This window comes from Acetobacter cibinongensis (genome assembly GCF_000963925.1).
Taxonomy (GTDB): Bacteria; Pseudomonadota; Alphaproteobacteria; order Acetobacterales; family Acetobacteraceae; genus Acetobacter; species Acetobacter cibinongensis.
This window is the reverse complement of the sequence record NZ_BAMV01000029.1, coordinates 1-1,714: the sequence shown is the minus strand read 5'-3', so window position 1 is coordinate 1,714 and position 1,714 is coordinate 1. Positions and strand designations below refer to the sequence as shown.

1 protein-coding gene is annotated in these 1,714 nt (G+C 54.3%); it reads left to right on the top strand.

The genetic code is table 11. The features are described from left to right. The first annotated feature begins 327 nt into the window (after positions 1–327). Positions 328–1,665: an IS110 family RNA-guided transposase gene (locus tag Abci_RS12690; protein ID WP_048839555.1), complete on the top strand. Its 1,338-nt coding sequence runs from the start codon at positions 328–330 to the stop codon at positions 1,663–1,665. Positions 1,666–1,714: the final 49 nt, after the last annotated feature.

Here is a 1,714-nt window from a genome sequence, read left to right as displayed (position 1 = left end):
CAGGTATCGATAGCGGTGCCGGGTTTGATGCCATGGAGAAAGTCAGAGAAGCGCAGGCTTCGAAAACGTGCTTGTGGATCAGACCCGGTTCCCGGCATGCCGGGAACCGGGTCTATACTGTCAGGATGAACCAGGCCGGTTCGGGGCTAAAATCCCTGAGAGATCCGCCGATCGTCTCGTCTCCGTGAAGCATGAACCCGGCCCGGCCGCGCTGACGGGGCAAGAGTAACATGATTGTGGCGTCTGCTTTGAGTGAAGTTGATCGGCCACGAATGACACACCTGACTGTGACCGCAGCGTTGGTTCCCTCACCAGAAAGGACCGACCATGACATTCCGTACCATTGGTATTGATCTGGCCATTCGCGGAGATCACCTCGCTCAGATCTATGACGATGGCCGCCCTAATGGCCGTGCAATTCGTTTCAGGCATGATCAGCCATCACTTGCCGCCTTTGTTCGGACTGCCGTGATGGGGCTGAGGGCGGATGACCACATTCAGGCCATCATGGAGCCAACCGGTATGAGCTGGTTTCCTGTTGCCCACCACCTTGCGGATGCTGGCGTCACCGTAGCCCGCGTCAAGGGAAAGCGGGTCAAGGCTCTACGCCGTTACCTTTCCGAACACGCCAAAACAGATATGGCTGATGCCCAGATCCTGGCGGCCATGCCATCATTTGGTGGACCACGCCTTGATCCAGTCCATATTCCGGATCCACGAAGCCACGCTCTTCAACGTCTGACCAAACAGAGAAGCCGCTTTCAGAACGAGATCGCGGATGCCAGGCGGCGTTTGCTTGATCTCATTCGTTGGGCATCCCCCAGGCTTGAAGCAGTCTTGCCCGACTTAGGAACGCGGCTCTCTTTGGCCCTGTTGCAGAAATGGTTTCACCCCTCGGATGTTTTGAAGGCGCGTCGTACGACACTCGCCAAATATGTTGCAGCCCATGCGGGAGGGAACCATCCGCGCAGTGGGCCCTTTGTGGAAACGCTGATCACAGGGTTGCGTGAAGCGGCGCAATACGCTCAGGACCTTCATGGGACACACATTGATTTTTCGGAACTGCAGTTCGAGATCGCGATGGAAATTAAGAATGTTCTGGCGACAATTCAGACTGTTGGAGATCTTGAGCGGCATATTGCTGACCTCTACAAACACCTCGACCCACAGGGTCTTGTGCTCAGTATTCCGGGTGTCGGCCGTCATCTCGCGCCGACCCTGATTGGTATCTTGCAGAACATTGAGCGGTTTCATTCTGAAAAACATTTACGGGGTTTTTGTGGCCTGTTTCCCAGAAGGGCTGATAGTGGTGGTGTGGAGCGAGCGGGCCAGACCCTGACCCAGGGTGGCAATAACCGCATCAAACATGCACTTTATCTTGCTGCTGATACGGCACGAAAAACAGATCCTGAACTGGCAGAACTTTATTGGAGGCTGATGACAGTGAAAGGTCATCATCACAAACAGGCTTTATGTGCCGTTGCCAATCGTATTGTGAACCGGATCTTCAGCGTTCTCAAACGAGGAAAGCCTTACGAAGTGCGCGACAGGGAGGGAAACAGCATCACCCTCTCTGAAGCAAAAGCCATCATTCTGGAGCGCTATACCGTTGGAGAAAACATCAGAGCAGGACGTCGTTCCAATCGGATTGAAAAGACTCCCTGAAACCGCAAAAATCGCTTGCGCTCCCGGTACAAGATCATGTTTCCATCGA

Excerpts from the sequence above, each read along its gene's own strand:
- Abci_RS12690 (WP_048839555.1), top strand. The coding sequence starts at position 328 with ATGACATTCCGTACCATTGGTATTGATCTGGCCATTCGCGGAGATCAC.